The organism is Nitrosospira multiformis (assembly GCF_900110185.1).
In the GTDB taxonomy this organism is placed as follows: domain Bacteria; phylum Pseudomonadota; class Gammaproteobacteria; order Burkholderiales; family Nitrosomonadaceae; genus Nitrosospira; species Nitrosospira multiformis_A.
In genome coordinates, this window is sequence record NZ_FOCT01000002.1 from 114,224 (window position 1) to 130,369 (window position 16,146).

11 protein-coding genes and 1 pseudogene are annotated in these 16,146 nt (G+C 54.9%); 5 read left to right on the forward strand and 7 right to left on the reverse strand.

All coding sequences use genetic code 11. The features are described from left to right. The first annotated feature begins 40 nt into the window (after positions 1–40). From BMY01_RS02815 to BMY01_RS02830, 4 genes are all read left to right on the forward strand, one after another. Positions 41–1,360, forward strand: coding sequence for a peptidylprolyl isomerase (locus tag BMY01_RS02815; protein ID WP_074744126.1), 1,320 nt, complete (start codon positions 41–43; stop codon positions 1,358–1,360). Positions 1,361–1,394: 34 nt separating this feature from the next. Continuing rightward, positions 1,395–2,378, forward strand: a complete 984-nt coding sequence (gene pdxA / locus BMY01_RS02820; protein ID WP_074744128.1) for a 4-hydroxythreonine-4-phosphate dehydrogenase PdxA — start codon at positions 1,395–1,397, stop codon at positions 2,376–2,378. A gap of 70 nt (positions 2,379–2,448) precedes the next feature. Then, positions 2,449–3,228: a 16S rRNA (adenine(1518)-N(6)/adenine(1519)-N(6))-dimethyltransferase RsmA gene (gene rsmA / locus BMY01_RS02825; protein WP_074744130.1), complete on the forward strand. Its 780-nt coding sequence runs from the start codon at positions 2,449–2,451 to the stop codon at positions 3,226–3,228. Between the two features lie 210 nt (positions 3,229–3,438). After that, complete coding sequence (locus BMY01_RS02830; RefSeq protein ID WP_074744132.1) at positions 3,439–4,065, forward strand: lytic transglycosylase domain-containing protein; 627 nt, start codon at positions 3,439–3,441, stop codon at positions 4,063–4,065. A gap of 756 nt (positions 4,066–4,821) precedes the next feature. Here the strand turns inward: BMY01_RS02830 and BMY01_RS02835 are convergent. Further along, positions 4,822–5,112, reverse strand: a pseudogene (locus tag BMY01_RS02835) (hypothetical protein); the annotation flags it as partial. 159 nt (positions 5,113–5,271) lie between these two features. On the opposite strand from BMY01_RS02835, the gene BMY01_RS02840 reads away from it, so the two are divergent. Continuing rightward, a complete protein-coding gene (locus BMY01_RS02840) occupies positions 5,272–6,495 on the forward strand; it encodes an ammonium transporter (protein WP_074744136.1) in 1,224 nt (407 codons plus the stop codon). A gap of 275 nt (positions 6,496–6,770) precedes the next feature. Here BMY01_RS02840 and lpdA read toward each other — a convergent pair whose 3' ends face one another. The 6 genes from lpdA to BMY01_RS02870 all read right to left on the reverse strand — a co-directional run bounded on the left by lpdA (position 6,771) and on the right by BMY01_RS02870 (position 16,128). Further along, entirely contained in the window at positions 6,771–8,636 is a 1,866-nt protein-coding gene (lpdA, locus tag BMY01_RS02845; RefSeq protein ID WP_074744137.1) for a dihydrolipoyl dehydrogenase, read from the reverse strand. 50 nt (positions 8,637–8,686) lie between these two features. Continuing rightward, entirely contained in the window at positions 8,687–9,952 is a 1,266-nt protein-coding gene (locus BMY01_RS02850) for a glutamate-5-semialdehyde dehydrogenase (protein WP_074744139.1), read from the reverse strand. Positions 9,953–10,361: 409 nt separating this feature from the next. Beyond that, complete coding sequence (gene holA, locus BMY01_RS02855) at positions 10,362–11,369, reverse strand: DNA polymerase III subunit delta (RefSeq protein WP_074744141.1); 1,008 nt, start codon at positions 11,367–11,369, stop codon at positions 10,362–10,364. 39 nt (positions 11,370–11,408) lie between these two features. Continuing rightward, the gene (locus tag BMY01_RS02860) at positions 11,409–11,921 is read right to left on the reverse strand and encodes an LPS-assembly lipoprotein LptE (RefSeq protein ID WP_074744143.1); all 513 of its coding nucleotides are present in this window, start codon (positions 11,919–11,921) and stop codon (positions 11,409–11,411) included. A 31-nt stretch (positions 11,922–11,952) separates the two neighbouring features. Beyond that, on the reverse strand, positions 11,953–14,553 hold the full coding sequence (gene leuS, locus BMY01_RS02865) for a leucine--tRNA ligase (protein WP_074744145.1): 2,601 nt from the start codon (positions 14,551–14,553) through the stop codon (positions 11,953–11,955). Between the two features lie 180 nt (positions 14,554–14,733). Next, a complete protein-coding gene (locus tag BMY01_RS02870; RefSeq protein WP_139176676.1) occupies positions 14,734–16,128 on the reverse strand; it encodes a DegQ family serine endoprotease in 1,395 nt (464 codons plus the stop codon). Positions 16,129–16,146 lie beyond the last annotated feature (18 nt).

Consider the following 16,146-nt stretch of genomic DNA (forward strand, 5'->3'; position numbering starts at 1 on the left):
CGATCACGCTATCTCTCCCCTATTCCAGAAGCTTATTCACATGGGCACGAAATTGTCGCGTTCCCCCTTTTCCCTTCCCCTTTTAACGCTGCTTACCGGAATGGCCATTGTCCAGCAACCGGCGTATTCGGGGGTGGAAACCATCGATCATATCGTTGCGGTTGTGAATGAGAACGTGGTTACCCGCCATGAACTGGACGAAATGCTCAGCGCCATGCTGAAACAATTGCAAAAGCAAGGCGTACAGCCTCCCCCGCCTGCTGTACTGGAAAAGCAGCTTCTGGAGCGAATAATCCTGAACCGCGTGCAACTGCAACTTGCGAACGAAACCGGACTGACCGTAAGCGACGCGGAACTCGACCAGACTTTGCGCCGTATCGCGCAGGAAAACAAGATGTCCCTGCAGGAATTCGACAGGGCGCTGGCGGAAGACGGGGTCAGCTTCAGCAAGTTCCGTGACGAGATTCGTGATGAAATCATCCTGGTCAGGCTGAAAGAGCGTGAGGTAAGCAATCGCGTGAGCGTGACCGAAGGGGAAGTCGATCATTTTCTGGAAACGCAGGAAGATTCGCCCAGCCAGAGCGACGAATATCGCATTGCCCATATTCTGGTGCAGGTATCCGAAGGAGCCGACCCTTTGAAACGTGATGCGGCACGGCAGCGGGCTGAAAGCGTCCTGGCAAAATTGAAGGCGGGGACCGAGTTTGCTCAGGTAGCCGCGGAGTTCTCGGATGCGCCGGATGCGATGGAAGGTGGCCTGCTTAACTGGCGCCCTGCTGCCCAACTCACAAAAAAGTTTGCCGAAATACTGACTCCAATGAAACCGGGGGAAATCACCGGGATAATTCCAAGCCCGAACGGATTTCATATCCTCAAGCTGGTCGACCGCCGCAACCAGGACACGGTAACTACTATGATAGACCAGACGCATGCGCGCCATATTCTGGTAAAAATCAGCGAACTCACCTCGGAAGCTGATGCCCACAGACGTGTAACCGAATTGAAAGAACGTCTGGATCATGGCGGCAAGTTCGAGGAACTGGCGAAGCTTCATTCGGAAGACGCCAGCGCCCCCACCGGGGGTGATCTCGGCTGGGTCTCGCCGGGCGATACGGTACCGGAATTTGAACAGGCCATGAGCGCTCTCAAGCCGGGAGAAATCAGCGGCCCTGTCCAATCTCCTTTTGGATGGCATCTCATTCAAGTCATCGAGCGCCGCACTCAGGATGTAAGCCAGGAGCGAAAACGCCAGTCCGCACGCCAGGCGATCCGCGCCCGCAAAGCGGAGACGGCATTCCAGGAATGGTTGCAGCGCCTGCGGGACCGGGCGTATGTCGAGTATCGGCTGGAAGAAGGCTAGGGTCTGTTAACACTTGTAATAGACGGGGCGGCCGATGTTGAATAATCCCAAGCTCGCTCTCACCGCGGGGGAACCCGCTGGCATCGGTCCCGACCTGTGTGTGCAGGTCGCTCAACTGAGTTTGCCTTTCAGGCTCATTGTCATTGCCGATAGGGAATTGCTGCGGGAGCGCGCACGCTTGCTGCGACTTCCATTGGCAATAACGGACTACCCCTCCCGCACCGAATTAAGGCCGGACGAAGGGATTTTGCATGTCCTGCACATTCCCCTGGCCGAGACTGCCCCTCCCGGTAAACTCGATGCCGCTAATGCGCCCTATGTGCTGAAGACGCTCGAGCGGGCTGTTGCCGGATGCATCAATGGCGAGTTTGATGCAATGGTAACGGCGCCGGTGCACAAAGGCATCATCAATGATGCCGGCATTTCTTTTACTGGTCACACTGAATATCTCGCGCAACTGACAAACGGCCGTCCCGTCATGATGCTCACCGGCGGCGGGATGCGGGTAACACTCGCCACTACTCACCTGCCCCTGAAAGACGTCGCGAGTGCCATTACGAGTGATGTTTTGGAGCAGAAGCTGCGCATCATCGAGCATGATCTGGTCACTCGCTTCGGTATTCCGAAGCCACGCATCGCCGTAGCGGGCTTGAATCCTCATGCAGGGGAATCAGGTCATCTGGGCAGGGAAGAAATCGATATCATCATCCCTTCGCTCGACAAGCTGCGCGCCGAGGGGATGAATCTGATCGGCCCCCTGCCTGCCGATACACTTTTCAATCCATCGAAGCTGAAGGATTACGACTGCATATTCGCCATGTACCACGACCAGGGGCTACCGGTGCTCAAGCACGCGAGCTTTGGCACTGCCGTCAACGTCACACTGGGCTTGCCTATCATCCGTACCTCCGTGGATCATGGCACCGCCCTTGAATTGGCGGGAACAGGCAAAGCTGATCCGGGCAGCCTGGTGGCGGCTATCGAAATGGCGGCATCGCTGGTTGCGCATCAGCGATAACCCTCAATCCTGCATCCTCGTTCGCCTGAGCTTGCCGAAGGGTAAACGAGCCTGCAAATTCTCATAAACCATGCAGCACACTCCCCGCAAGCGCTTCGGCCAGAACTTTCTGGTTGATTCCCAAACCGTAGCCGACATTATTCGCGCCCTCCATCCCCGTCGGGAGGATGTAATGGTAGAGATCGGTCCAGGACTGGGAGCATTGACACGACCTCTACTCCAGTCACTTGAACATCTGCATGTGGTGGAGATCGACCGGGATATCGTGAAGCGGCTACGTGATGAATTTTCCGCGAAAAGGCTGACGATACATGAAGGGGATGCGCTCGAATTCGACTTCTCCAGCCTCGGTGAAAGTCTGCGGGTAGTGGGCAACCTGCCCTACAACATTTCCACTCCACTCCTTTTCCACCTGAGCCGGTTCGCGGCGCACATCCGCGATATGCACTTCATGCTGCAGAAGGAAGTGGTCGCCCGCATGGTAGCCAAACCCTCTACTTCGGATTACGGACGGCTTTCAGTCATGCTGCAATGCCGCTTCGAAATGGAGCAGCTCTTCATCGTCTCGCCCGAATGCTTCCGCCCGCCGCCAAAAGTCGAATCGGCCGTGGTTCGCATGATTCCACTCCAGAAACCGCTGATCGAGGCGAGCCAGGAAAAATTGTTTGCGGAAATCGTTTCCGCCGCCTTCTCGCAGCGCCGCAAAACGCTGCGCAACACGTTACGCAATCATCTTACGGCGGAGGATTATCTCAAGCTGGGGATCGACTCTAATCTTCGAGCGGAAAATTTATCGATCGCACAGTATGTAGCAATCACAAACCATTTCAATGGAATCAGACTCGATTGAAGTCGAAAGTAGCAGAAGTGTTGCGCGAAATTTCTGAACCGAGATCAGAGCAAAAAGTCAATCGAACCCGTCCTATCGGTCCCCGCTTCTCGTTAATAAACGGGCAAGATACCTGTTTATAAAAATTAAATCTTTAACATGAGCATGAGTATAATCTAGCAGCCACTTCCGGGCATACAAGAAAGGCGAAAGCCTGGACTCCCCAGCTTTATGAGCTTGAAACCATCGACACCGCTGACCATAGCGATATTGCTGAGCTGTGGATTGACGCAGCTAGCATGTGCAGAGATCATCTACTCGTTTACCGATGAACATGGCGTGGTGCATTTCAGCAACGTGCCAGCGGATGAACGGTATGTCCCATTCATCGGGAGCAACGCCAACCCCGGGAAATCACGGACAGCTTCAAATAACGGGCATCCGCTGGCATCACTCAGAACGCAATATGGTTCGGTAATCAAGGAAGTCGCCCGCGCCCATGCCCTCGAAGACGCGCTGCTCCACGCCGTGGTCACTGTCGAATCGGCCTACAACCCCCGGGCAGTTTCAAAAAAGGGCGCGGCGGGCCTAATGCAACTCATGCCGGAAACTGCCCAGAGATATGGCGTAACCGATCGCTTCGATCCCGTGCAGAATCTCCATGGCGGCGCGAGATATCTCACCGAGCTGCTGAGAATGTTCAACGGAAATCTGAGCCTGACCCTGGCCGCCTACAATGCTGGCGAAAACAACGTCATCAAGTACGGAAACCGGATTCCACCATTTCAGGAGACCAGAAATTACGTACCCAAGGTTCTCGATCTCTATCGCAGATATCAGTCAAGAACGAGGCTCTAGGAAGGGAACCTGGGATTTTAACGGGCGGCGAAACTTAGCTCCTGGGGAAGAAGAGCGAGAGTCCGCAGGCTGGAATATTGCACCCGAGGATGTGACCCGGAACCCGGGATCTCCGTACCAACGCTATACTGCTGGATTCCGGCTTCGACGCACGCTTAGCGTACGATTTTTTGCGTTTTCTGTGACGACCCCATTCCGAAAAAGTGCTCGACCCATTCGGCAAGGGGCTCGATAAAAGGGAAACTCTCAGGAAAACTCTCGCTTCCGTTTAGATGTCGCAATATACTCTAAATGACGAATATCTTCTTTCTTCAGTATCAGGCACTATTCTATCTGTCGCAAAAGTATTCAAAGCCTCTTTACAACTATTATCCTTATATAACCTTATTTTAATGCTATGTAATGCCAGCCACATATAACTGTCGACTCCGGAATTCGTTTTTATGTTATAGCATTTGCTCCATGTATTATCAGCGCAACTGCCTTCGTGCCAGGATCCGATGATATCGATACAATCCTTTTTCGCATAAGCAGAAAAGCGCCAAGTATGGTTTTCTCCTAAATTAGGTTTACATTCTGCTTGAACATTTGTAGTAAAAGAAATGAAACAAAGAAAACATAAAGGCCACAGATCAAATTTTGAATTTCTTTTCATCTCCGAGACTCCGCTAGTCTAAATTGTGGTGCAATCAGCGCGTCAAAACGGCCTCGCCGTCGCACTGCACGAACGGGCGCACTGAGCGCACCCTCTTCATCTTAGACCGCAACGCGTTGCCCTGCCGTGAAAATACCTCTCTCCATCTGAAACGCCGGGGAAGCTTGCCACCCGATACCCCAAAACAGTACCTCACTCCTTGCCGCCATCCCGATCAGGGGCATCGCCCTTTGGCTCAAAGTCTCGTGACTACGCTCTTTCGCAAGATGCCATCTGCTGTTTCGATCTTCGCAGTATAGAAACCAGACATTTTTCGTCTCGTCCTTCTTGAATTTCGCTACACAATCCTGCTCTTCCTCCCCTCCCATACGGCGAATATTTAGGATCAATACAGCCTGCTCCTGCTGAGACTTTGAAGCACCGACATCGTGTTTCTTTTTTTAAATTGAAGTCCCTTTACTTTATTGAAATATCCCTATTGTACTTGAGGCTATTGAGGTTCACACTGTGCCTGGGCAAGTCAGATAACCGTAAACAATATGGAGGGAAAAATGAAAAAAAGTCTCTGCATGACGTTGTGTGGCACAGCCGGTTTTTTTCTGCTGTATCTAAGTGCCTGGGCGAGCGAGGGGGGCAGTGCGCCCGAGCTTAACGAGGCACGACAGGTAGCTCAATACAATTATGTAATCCATATCCTCGCCATGTTGCTGGTGGGTTTCGGCTTCCTCATGGTATTTGTCAAAAGATATGGATTTGGGGCCACGACCGGAACATATCTGGTAGTAGCTGTCGGTCTTCCGCTTTATATTCTGCTTCGCGCAAACGGCGTATTCGCCCACGAAATTGCTCCAAACACGGTGCAGGCATTGCTCTTTGCCGAATTCGCCGTGGCGTCCGGGTTGATCGCCATGGGCGCGGTCCTCGGTCGTCTCCGCGTTTTCCAATACGCACTGCTGGCGCTGCTCCTGATTCCCGCTTATCTCTTGAACGAATGGCTGGTGCTGGATAATGGAATGGGTATGACCGAGGGATTTCAGGATACTGCGGGGTCGCTCATCATACACGCCTTCGGTGCATATTTTGGCCTGGGATTATCCCTTGCGCTGACCACAGCGCGACAACGAAGCCAGCCGATTGAGTCAGATGCGACTTCTGATCGATTCGCAATGCTTGGTTCAATGGTCCTGTGGCTTTTCTGGCCTAGTTTCGCCACTGCCATCGTTCCCTTCGAACAAATGCCGCAGACAGTGGTCAACACGGTACTCGCACTGTGCGGCGCCACGATCACCACGTACTTTTTGAGTACATATTTCCATAAAGGCAAAACCTCGATGGTCGATATGGCGAATGCGGCGCTGGCCGGCGGAGTAGCGATCGGTTCGACCTGCAATATCGTGTCGCCGACAGGTGCTTTTGCGATCGGCCTGCTTGCCGGTGCGGTCAGCGTCATCGGGTTTGTGTTCATTCAACCAGAACTTGAGAGACGCTTCAAGATCGTTGACACCTGTGGAGTCCATAATCTGCATGGAATGCCGGGATTGCTCGGTGCATTGGTTGCCGTCCTGGTCGTGCCCGGCATAGCAGTTGCCCAATTTATCGGCATCGCCTTCAGTGTCGTGCTCGCTCTGATAGCGGGACTCGTCGCTGGCGCGCTCATCAGGGCTACCGGCACAACCCGTCTGGCTTACGAGGATAGTGAGGAATTCGCACATACCGAAGGACCGGAAGCTACGGAAATCGATGCCATAGCACTGGAAGTCGAGACTTCAACTTAAAAGGGCGGTGGCCCTGACGCAGCGAATGCCCGGAAGGTATGGCATGGCAGGAATTACATGCCGAAGTACTGGATTTCTATCGCAAAAATATCAGACAAACAGGAAACCGTAACCAAGAAAAAAGATGGATTAAGCAGATGATTCCCTTAACCCTACCTGTATGTATAAAACCTTCTGTTATTCTGATAAGCAAAGTCGGATCAATGGAGTCAAAATCAATGGGGTCGGAGCCGACTGATTTCCGGAAATCAGTCGGCTCCGACCCCATTGATCCTCTATTTCTTCGGCATATAAAGATCGGTAATCGTCCCTTCCGCAATCTCGGCAGCAAAAAACACGGTTTCGGATAAGGTCGGATGCGGGTGGATGGTAAGGCCGATATCTTCCATGTCCGCGCCCATTTCCAATCCCAGTACGGTTTCGGATATCAGTTCACCGGCATTGATGCCTACGATGCCCGCGCCAAGAATACGACGCGTTTTCTTGTCCAGGATTAACTTTGTCATGCCCTCGTCGCGTGCCATTGCCAAAGCACGACCGCTGGCAGCCCACGGAAATACCGCCTTTTCGAATTCGATACCTTGCTTTCTGGCTTCGGTTTCGGTGAGACCCATCCAGGCGATCTCCGGATCGGTGTAAGCTACGGAGGGAATGGCGCGGGCGTCGAACGCTGCCGACTTCATCTTCTCCCCGCCAGCGATGATTTCCGCCGCCAGTTTGCCTTCATGCGATGCCTTGTGCGCCAGCATGGGCTCGCCCGCGATGTCGCCAATGGCAAAGATGTGCGAAACATTGGTCCGCAACTGCTTATCCACCGGGATGAAGCCACGTTCGTTCACGGCGATACCTGCCTTTTCTGCGCCAATTTCGCGGCCATTTGGCCGGCGTCCTACCGCCATCAGGATCCGGTCATACACTTGCGGTTCGGGGGCCGCAGTACCCTCAGTGCTGCCTTCGAACGTGACCTTCAATCCTTCTTGCAGCGCTTCAATTCTGGTAACTTTGGTTTTGAGGTAGACGGCCTCGTAGCGTTTCTGTATGCGTTTGTGCAGCGGCCGGATAACATCGGCATCCGCGCCGGGAATCAATTGATCCATCAATTCGACGACACTGATCCTGCTGCCGAGCGCATCGTAGACCGTCGCCATTTCGAGACCGATAATGCCGCCGCCAATGATCAGCATGCGCTTGGGGATGCCCTCCAGCTTGAGTGCGCCAGTAGAATCGATGATGCGCGGGTCATCGTAGGGGAAACCGGGAATGCGAGCGGCAGCAGAACCCGCGGCAATGATGCAGTGCTCGAACGACACTGTTTTCTTTCCGTCGGAGGTTTCCACTTCGATCATATTCGGCGAAGTGAACCTGCCCGTTCCCCGCACTACCTTCACCTTGCGTTGCTTCGCCAGTCCCGCCAATCCCTTGGTGAGTTTGCCGATGATGGATTCCTTCCATCCCCGCAGTTTGTCTATTTCTATGCCGGGCTTAGCGAAAGCGATACCCTGTTGCGCTGTTTCCTCGGCGTCGGTGATGACTTTCGCCACATGCAGCAGCGCCTTGGAGGGAATGCAGCCCACATTGAGGCAGACGCCGCCAAGCGTGGGGTAGCGCTCGATCAAGACCACATTCTTGCCGAGATCAGCAGCACGGAAGGCGGCGGTATAGCCACCCGGCCCTGCACCCAATACCACTACGTCGGCATGAATATCACCTTGTGGAATCGAAGGCGCAGCGGGTGGTGCTGCGGATTCAGGAGCAGGAGCGGCGACTGAGGTCGGCGTTTTCTCTTCTTCCTCTTTTTCCGATGGAGGAGCAACGTTGGCAGCGGGCTTCTCAGCCGGCTCTTCCTGCTTGCTCACACCACCAGGTTCAGAGGCTTTAGCAGGAGCAGCCGCTTCCGCTGTTGTGGCCTCCAGCATGAGTATGACCGAGCCTTCCGAAACCTTGTCGCCGACCTTGACCTTGAGTTCTTTTACCACCCCTGCTTGGGGTGAAGGAACTTCAATGGATGCCTTATCGGTTTCCAGGGTGATAAGCGATGTTTCCTTTTCCACTGTATCGCCGGGTTTCACCAGCACTTCAATCACTGCGACATCCTTGAAGTCGCCAATATCCGGTACTTTGATTTCGGTAAACTGAGCCATGAAAACCTTATTAGTTTAAGGAAATAAAATTGGACCTTATTCCTGGAAACCTACTGCCGGATATGCCCGTCACCCAGGACGATGAATTTCTGGCTGGTCAATCCTTCCAGTCCCACCGGGCCGCGAGCATGGAGCTTATCGGTGGAGATACCGATTTCCGCGCCGAGGCCATACTCGAATCCGTCCGCGAAGCGGGTGGAGGCATTCACCATGACAGAACTGGAATCCACTTCGCGGAGAAAACGGCGCGCGTTGCTGTAATTCTCGGTAATGATGGAATCCGTGTGTTGGGAGCCGTAAATCATAATGTGCTCGACGGCCTGATCAAGACTGCTTACCACCCGTACGCTCAAGATAGGCGCAAGATATTCCGTATACCAGTCTTCCTCCTTGGCTTCCTTCATTTCCGGAATGATCGCCTGCGAGGCCGGATCGCCGCGCAGTTCCACGCCCTTGTCTAGGTAGATTCTGCACAGCGGCGGCAGCACTTCCCCGGCAATATTCTCATGCACCAGCAATGTTTCGAGTGTGTTGCAGGTGCCGTAGCGCTGGGTCTTGGCGTTGTCCGCAACACGAATGGCCTTTTCCTGGTCCGCTTCTTCGTCGATATAAATATGGCATACGCCATCCAGGTGCTTGATGACGGGGATGCGCGCTTCATTCGAGATGCGCTCGATCAACCCCTTGCCGCCGCGGGGCACGATGACATCGACGAATTCTTTCATGGTGACGAGTTCACCCACGGCAGCCCGGTCGGTTGTTTCGATAACCTGTATCGCCGTCTCGGGTAAACCGGCAGTCTTAAGCCCCTCCCTGACGCACGCCGCGATCGCCTGATTGCTGTGAATGGCTTCCGATCCCCCACGCAATAGCGCTGCGTTACCCGCCTTGAGGCACAACCCCGCGGCATCGGCCGTGACGTTGGGGCGCGCTTCATAAATGATGCCAATCACGCCCAGCGGTACGCGCATTTTTCCGACCTGTATGCCGGAGGGACGATAATTCAAATCGCTTATTTCACCCACCGGATCGGCTAACGCTGCTATTTGCAGCAAACCTTCGGCCATGCTCGCTATGCTTTTGGGCGTGAGCGTCAACCGGTCTATCATTGCCGCTTCCAATCCCCGTTCTTTCGCATTTTCCACGTCCCTGGCATTCGCTGCCAACAGCTGCTGCTCATCCCGTTTTATAGCCATCGCCATCTGTGTGAGCGCCCGGTTCTTGGCTGCGGTTTCCGCTTTGGCAAGCAGGCGCGAGGCGGCTCGGGCTTCGCGACCGATGGATTGCATATAGGTCTTGATGTCGATGATGTCCATGTCAATCGTTCCATTCAGACAGTAAATTAAAATTGCAGGAATAACTGGCGGTTCCGGAACTGGATTCCGGGTCAAGCCCGACTATTGTCAGGAATAAAATTCGTGAAAATCCGGGGAGCTCCATCGGCAACGACGACGGCCGCTGGGTAATAAGGGTAGAGTCCTTTGGGCAAAACCTTGATCGTCATTTCCGCGAAAGCGGAAATCCACTGATTCATAATATTATTGTCTCGAAAAAATCTGGATACCCGCTTTCGGGGTATGGCTGCGCCTTGATGGGTCCGGTGCCAGAATTCCTCACCCGGGCGTTCCCGGATGGAAGTCCAGTAGCGGCAGGTCGGGCGAAGCTCGGCCTATGCCGGCTATTCTCCATTTGTGTCATCGTTTTGCCATGCTTTAACTACTGCCGCTACCCGATCTTTGCAAAACGCAAACCCAGTTGCAGCAACTCATCCCACGGATCGCCGCTTGCAACGCCCTTGCTGGCTCTGTCTATTTTAGCGGCATGTGACAACGCCGATGCCAACTGTTCAAGGTTCAGGCGGCGAGCGGCGTTCTCCATTATTTTCTGCCGGTCCCGCCATACTCGAGACTGGCTGGTCAATTGTCCCGGTGGTTTCCCTGTGTCGAGTCTGGTACGAATCGCGACAAGAAGGCGGATTTGCCCCGCCAGCGTATTGACGATCAACGGCAATGCCGTGCCTTCACCCTGCAAAACCTCCAGGATGCGCGTATAGCGCGCGGTATCCCCGGCAACCATTGCATCGGATAGTTTGAATGCATCATAACGGGCGACATCGAGCACGGCATCCTTCACCTGCTCGAACGACAGCATTCCGGGTGGATAAAGCAACGCAAGTTTCTTGAGTTCCTGATAGGCTGCGAGCAGATTGCCCTCTACCTTGTCGGCAAGAAATTGTAGCGTGTCGATGTCGGCATTCTGCCCCTGCATGGTCAGCCGCTGGCCTATCCAGTCGGGCAGCCGCCCGCGTTCTACCGGATAAACCGTAATGACTGCTCCTGCTGCATCAAGCGCCTTGAACCATCTGGTTGCCGCACCTTGCTGGTCGATCCGGGGCAGGGTGACAAGTGTGACGGTATCTGGCGGCAGGGCGCGGCAGTATTTCTCCAAAACGGCGCTGCCCTGATTGCCCGGCTTGCCCGAGGGGATGCGCAGATCGATTATACGTCTTTCGCCGAACAACGACAGGCTGTTGCTGCACCGTTCCAGCTCTGTCCAGTTGAAGTGGCTATCGACGTTGAAAATCTCCCGTTCGATATACCCGCCCTGACGCGCTTTTGTACGAATCAGGTCGGCAGCTTCGATTGCCAGAAGTAATTCGTCGCCGGATACCGTATAAAGCGGTGCAAGCTGCTTATCGAGATGCCGCGCAAGCTGTTCGGGCGCAATACGCATGCCTTCGCCTTCAGGTTACCGCAACACAGGCCCCAACGGTCAGGGATTCACCTGTGGAGACTTATTCAAGTCCGCCACCTTGACTGCTCCAAGGCGCCGCACGATCTGATCTGCCGAGTCACTCTGCATCTCCCGCACGAGCAGTGCCTCTTCCCCTTCCTTGGCGACCACCTGCTGATTGGTAAAAGGCATGATTCGACGCAGCATCAGTTCATTGGTAGGAATGAGTTCCTCCCCTTTGGCATCGATCAGCCGGAAGGAAACCCGATACCGCAGTTCAAACTCCAGAACGCGCCCCCCGCCTGATACGGACATGATCTGTCTGTCATTGGTGACGCTGAGAATCTCCAGTATGGCCTCGGCCTTTTTCCGGTTGTCAACGAGACGGGTGCTGGTGCCCGTCCGAACGAGGCGCCGGAGATCGGTACCGATGGGATGTCCTTGTGGGAAGGAAATATAAAGCGTATCAAACGGAAGCGCCGCGGTACCGCGCAACTGAAAGCCGCAAGCCGCGAGCAAAAGACAGCATGTAAGCAACAGGATTTTTTTCATCGGCAATCCTCAAGTTCCGGTTTTCGTATCTTCAAATGACGATATTGATCAGTTTCCCTGGCACCATCACCACTTTTTTAACTGCTTTTCCATCAATGAACCTTCGCACCTGTTCATTCTCCAGCGCAAGCTGCTCAATGATTACCGGTTTTGTATCTGCGGCAACCTGTATCTTCCCACGCAGCTTGCCATTGACCTGAACAATCAGTTCAATTTCATCCTGCACGAGCGCAGCAACGTCTGCTTGCGGCCATGGCTGATCGAGCAACTCCGTGCCCGGGCGAAGCTCCCGCCAGAGGACATGACAGATGTGAGGAACGATGGGCGACAACAGCAGTACAATATTTTCCAGTGCTTCCTGCATCAACCCCCGGGCAGCCGGGCTCGAATCCTCCAATTTTCCAAGAGCGTTCATCAACTCCATTACAGCCGCAATCGCGGTATTGAAGGTATGCCGCCTGCCCAGGTCATCACCCACCTTGGCGATGGTCTGGTGCAGTTGAAAACGCAAGGCCTTGAGTTCAGGACCGAGATCTGCAACCGGGGTTGGACCATTCACAGCACCGCTTTGTTGCAGATGATCGTAAACCTGTTTCCATAATCGCTTCAGAAAACGGAATGCGCCCTCCACCCCGGCATCCGCCCACTCGAGGGTCTGTTCGGGCGGGCTGGCAAACATCATGAAGAGCCGGGCTGTATCCGCTCCGTATTGCTCGACGAGTTTTTGCGGATCGACGCCGTTGTTGCGGGATTTCGACATCGTGCCGATGCCGCCTGCTTCAACCGGCTGGCCATCGGCGCGCAGCACCGCTCCGATTCGTCTTCCCTGCTCGTCGCTCTGGATGTCCACATCCGCAGGGTTGAAATAGACGATGCGCCCGCTTTCCGTTTTCCGGAACATGATCTCATTGAGCACCATGCCTTGGGTCAGCAGATTGGCAAACGGCTCGTCGAACAGCACCAGGCCGAGATCGCGCATGACCTTGCTCCAGAAGCGCGAGTAGAGCAGATGCAGGATGGCATGTTCGATGCCGCCGATATATTGATCAACGGGGAGCCAGTAATCCACACGCGCATCCACCATTGCCCGGTGCTGGTCGGTGCAGGCATAACGGATGTAATACCATGACGAATCGACGAAGGTGTCCATCGTATCGGTTTCCCGGCGGGCGGACTGATCGCAGCGCGGGCAGGAACACTCGTAAAATGACGGTGTTTTAGCAAGCGGGTTGCCCGAGCCGTCGGGCACCAGATCTTCCGGAAGCACCACGGGAAGCTGCTCATCGGGCACCGGCACCACGCCGCACGCATCGCAATAGATGAGAGGAATGGGACAGCCCCAATAACGCTGCCGGGAAATACCCCAGTCGCGCAGGCGGTAATGCACGCGTTTCTCGCCCAATCCCTTCTGTTGCAACGCAGCAGCGATTGCATCCACTGCGGGCTGGAACGCGAGACCGGAGAATTCGTCGGAATCGAACGTAATGCCGTGTTCCACATATACCTGGGCAAGCGGCACTGGCAGGCCTGAATCGACAGGCTTGATCACTGCCCTAATCGGCAGGGAATATTGGGTGGCAAACTCGAAATCGCGTTCATCGTGGGCGGGAACCGCCATCACCGCCCCTTCCCCATAGCCCATCAGCACATAATTGGCTATCCAGACAGGCAATCTGGCCCCGGTCAGGGGGTGGATAACGTACAACCCTGTATCCCTGCCCTTCTTTTCCTGGGTAGCGAGTTCCGCTTCCATCATCGCGCCCTGCCTGCATTCTTCGATAAATGCAGCAAGAGCAGGATTACTTTTCGCTGCATGCTGAGCGACAGGATGCTCGGCCGCGACAGCCACATACGTTACGCCAAACAAGGTATCTGCACGAGTCGTAAAAACCTTCAGGTCCTGCGGCATGCCGGACTCGGCATCAGCAGGAAACCGGACTTCGACCCCGAAGCTCTTGCCGATCCAGTTGGCCTGCATCGTTCTCACCCGCTCCGGCCAGCCCGGAAGCGCATTCAGCGCTTCCAGCAGCTCATCGGCATACGCGGTGATCTTCATGTAATACATCGGGATTTCGTGCTTTTCCACCAGAGCCCCGGTGCGCCAGCCGCGCCCATCGATTACCTGCTCATTGGCCAGCACTGTCTGATCGACAGGGTCCCAGTTCACGATACCCGTCGTTCTATAGGCTAGGCCCTTTTCCAGCATGCGCAGAAACAGCCACTGATTCCACCGGTAGTAATCCGGCTGGCAGGTGGCAAGCTCGCGCTCCCAATCTATTGCCAGCCCCAGGCTCTGCAATTGCTTGCGCATGTAGGCAATATTGTCGTAGGTCCACTTTGCCGGCGGTACATTGTTTTGCATTGCCGCATTCTCTGCCGGCAGGCCGAAGGCATCCCAGCCCATGGGTTGCAACACGTTGTAACCCTGCATACGGTGATAGCGCGACAGCACATCGCCAATGGTATAGTTGCGCACATGCCCCATGTGCAACTTGCCAGAGGGATAAGGAAACATCGAAAGACAATAGTATTTCCGCTTTTCCGGCGCCTCCACAGCCTTGAATGCGGCGGTTTGCTGCCAGTACTGTTGCGCTTCCGACTCGATTTCCTGGGGGTGATATTTTTCCTGCATAAGCTCGGCTTTCTGCCATAAAGCTGGGGATTATACCGCGAACTCGGGCATTCCCGTGGGTGAGAGCCGCCTCCAGCGAGCCCGGAAGGAAGGCAAGAGATTGTGTATTTTGAAGCGTCGGTGAGCGGCTAAGGAGACTATCGGGGGCGATTCAGTTTCAGAATATTTCAGGAAACGGATTTACCTGATCCTGATAGTCACCCTGAAGTCTCCTCGTATCAGGCTTAGAGTGAGGCGTCCCTGGCTGCTGGCCTTGAGAGCAGCAAGCAACTCCTGAACCGAACGGACCTGCCGGCGATTGACGCCAATGATGAGGTCGCCTGGCCGGATGCCCCGCAGCCAGGCAGGACTATTGACTTCCACGTCTGTTACCATCACGCCCTCAATTCCCCGGTGGGCGCCAGGTTTCAGGTTCGCCACGGTTGCGCCTGAGACCTCGGGCACGGCCTCCGCACCTGTACTGGCAACCTCCGCCAGCTTGGCGATCTTTACTTTCGCAGTCAGCCGCTTCCCATTCCTGATCAGCCCGAGATCCAGCGTCTCCCCGATGGGCATCAGTCCAACCTTGTTGCGCAAATCAATCGAGTTCCGTACAGGTTTTCCGTTGACAGTCGTTATCACATCACGTGGTTTCACCCCGGCTTTTTCGGCGGGTGATCCCGACTCGACCGCACTGATGATGGCGCCTTCCGTGGAAGGCAACCCCAGTGAGGCCGCCAGGTCGTGCGTAATATCTTCGCTGCTCGCGCCCAGCCTGCCGCGGCGTACCTCGCCGAAGCGCAGGATTTGATCGAGGACTGCCTTCACCATCACACTGGGAACCGCAAAGCCGATGCCGACGTTGCCGCCTGCAGGGCCAATGATGGCGGTGTTGATGCCGATCAGTTCCCCCTTGAGGTTGATGAGGGCCCCGCCGGAGTTGCCCGGATTGATGGAGGCGTCGGTCTGGATGAAGTCTTCATAGCCTTCGATATCCAGGCCGCTTCTTCCCAATGCGCTGACGATGCCCGACGTTACCGTTTGCCCCAGGCCGAACGGATTCCCGATCGCGATGACAAAATCCCCGACATTGAGCAGATCGGAATCACCGAGGCGTAGTGCCTTCAGGTTCTTGGCATCGATTTTCAGTAGAGCAATATCGGTGCCCGGATCCGTTCCCACCAGCTTCGCCTGAAATTGGCGCCTGTCTTTGAGTGTCACCACCACCTGCTGCGCATCCTTGATCACGTGGTAGTTGGTCACGACATAGCCCTTGCCCGCATCCATGATCACGCCGGAGCCCACACTGCGCTCCGGCCGGGCCTCCTGCTCGGGAAGATTGAAAAAGCGGCGGAAGAAAGGGTCCCGAAACAAGGGATTCTCTTCTATAGCCGAGCGCGTCACTACGGAAATATTGACGACCGCCGGGGTCACATCCTGAAGCACCGGCGCCAAGGTCGGCACACCATTTTTGGTGTCACTGAAAGGCAATGCGGAGTAGGCTGGCAGCACAATGACCAGCAAGCCGATAAAAACCAGCCAGAGTGAAACTGACAGCGAAGCTGGTTGCGAAGCTGATCCGGTCGATTTTCTCATTTGAGGAGTGCTTTACTT

What these genes read in the sequence shown, in the direction of transcription:
- BMY01_RS02815 (WP_074744126.1), top strand. Translation starts at nt 41, where the DNA reads ATGGGCACGAAATTGTCGCGTTCCCCCTTTTCCCTTCCCCTTTTAACG.
- pdxA (WP_074744128.1), top strand. Translation starts at nt 1,395, where the DNA reads ATGTTGAATAATCCCAAGCTCGCTCTCACCGCGGGGGAACCCGCTGGC.
- rsmA (WP_074744130.1), top strand. Translation starts at nt 2,449, where the DNA reads ATGCAGCACACTCCCCGCAAGCGCTTCGGCCAGAACTTTCTGGTTGAT.
- BMY01_RS02830 (WP_074744132.1), top strand. Translation starts at nt 3,439, where the DNA reads ATGAGCTTGAAACCATCGACACCGCTGACCATAGCGATATTGCTGAGC.
- BMY01_RS02840 (WP_074744136.1), top strand. Translation starts at nt 5,272, where the DNA reads ATGAAAAAAAGTCTCTGCATGACGTTGTGTGGCACAGCCGGTTTTTTT.
- lpdA (WP_074744137.1), bottom strand. Translation starts at nt 8,636, where the DNA reads ATGGCTCAGTTTACCGAAATCAAAGTACCGGATATTGGCGACTTCAAG.
- BMY01_RS02850 (WP_074744139.1), bottom strand. Translation starts at nt 9,952, where the DNA reads ATGGACATCATCGACATCAAGACCTATATGCAATCCATCGGTCGCGAA.
- holA (WP_074744141.1), bottom strand. Translation starts at nt 11,369, where the DNA reads ATGCGTATTGCGCCCGAACAGCTTGCGCGGCATCTCGATAAGCAGCTT.
- BMY01_RS02860 (WP_074744143.1), bottom strand. Translation starts at nt 11,921, where the DNA reads ATGAAAAAAATCCTGTTGCTTACATGCTGTCTTTTGCTCGCGGCTTGC.
- leuS (WP_074744145.1), bottom strand. Translation starts at nt 14,553, where the DNA reads ATGCAGGAAAAATATCACCCCCAGGAAATCGAGTCGGAAGCGCAACAG.
- BMY01_RS02870 (WP_139176676.1), bottom strand. Translation starts at nt 16,128, where the DNA reads ATGAGAAAATCGACCGGATCAGCTTCGCAACCAGCTTCGCTGTCAGTT.